Source organism: Bartonella sp. MU37NMGALS, from assembly GCF_042194015.1.
Classification (GTDB): domain Bacteria; phylum Pseudomonadota; class Alphaproteobacteria; order Rhizobiales; family Rhizobiaceae; genus Bartonella; species Bartonella grahamii.
Genome location: NZ_JBHIML010000168.1, coordinates 1 through 528 on the forward strand (window position 1 = coordinate 1; position 528 = coordinate 528).

Genomic DNA, 528 nt, shown 5'->3' on the forward strand with positions numbered 1-528 from the left:
CACGCCACGGGTGAATTGTACGCAAATCAAGGAAATAAACCATGGAAAAAAAATACGAACTTACTGATGAAACAATTCAGTTTGATGGAAAAACTCTTCACCGTATTCGTGCTTTAAGGGATTTTGATGATGTCAAAAAAGGAGATCTTGGTGGCTTTATTGAAAAGGAATATAACTTAGGTCATGATGGCAATTGCTGGGTCTATGATGATGCCAAGGTGCTTGAAAGCGCTACCATTTTTCATAATGCCAAGATATTTGATGGCGCCTGTATTAGTGGAAATGCTTCAGTTTATTCTGATGCACAAGTTTACAGTCGTGCTGTTGTTTTTGGTAATGCCGAAGTTTCTGGTAGTGCACATGTTTTTGGTGATGCTGTTGTTCGCGACAAATCTCATGTTTACGGTGATGCAGAAGTTTACAATAGCGCACTCATTTATGGTGACGCAGAAGTTTTTGAGAATGCACGAATAAAGAATAGTGCCAAGGTTTACGACAATGCTCGTGTATATGGGAACGCAATAATTT

The 528-nt window shown here is 39.0% G+C and carries 1 protein-coding gene; it reads left to right on the plus strand.

The genetic code is table 11. The annotated features are described in order from the left end of the window. Positions 1-41 precede the first annotated feature (41 nt). Positions 42-528 (plus strand): hypothetical protein (locus ACFIJP_RS09750; protein WP_375627233.1); only part of this gene is annotated, 487 nt, incomplete at its 3' end.